Source organism: Xenorhabdus innexi, assembly GCF_002632485.1.
In the GTDB taxonomy this organism is placed as follows: Bacteria; Pseudomonadota; Gammaproteobacteria; order Enterobacterales; family Enterobacteriaceae; genus Xenorhabdus; species Xenorhabdus innexi.
Genome location: NZ_NIBU01000284.1, coordinates 1 through 336, shown reverse-complemented (window position 1 = coordinate 336; position 336 = coordinate 1). Strand labels below are relative to the sequence as shown.

Sequence of the window (336 nt, the reverse complement as noted above, 5' to 3'; positions counted from 1 at the left end):
ATCGCTATTCACGTAAGGAACAGGTTGATATTCCTAATCATCTTGACCGTCAGTTTGCGGTTACCGAACCCAATCAGGTGTGGTGTGGGGATGTGACCTATATCTGGACCGGTAAACGTTGGGCTTATCTGGCGGTGGTCATCGACCTTTTTGCCCGTAAACCCATCGGTTGGGCGATGTCTTTCTCGCCAGACTCTGAGCTGACAAAAAAAGCGTTAATCATGGCATTTGAATCAAGAGGAAGGCCGCAAGGGATCTTGTTTCACAGCGATCAAGGCAGCCACTATACCAGCAAAGCGTTCAGACGATTATTGCAGCGTTATGCTATCAAACAAA

The 336-nt window shown here is 47.6% G+C and carries 1 protein-coding gene; it reads left to right on the top strand.

The window, feature by feature from the left end; translation table 11 throughout:
• The coding region (locus Xinn_RS21635; protein WP_153043456.1) for a DDE-type integrase/transposase/recombinase at window positions 1-336 on the top strand (336 nt) is incomplete at both ends.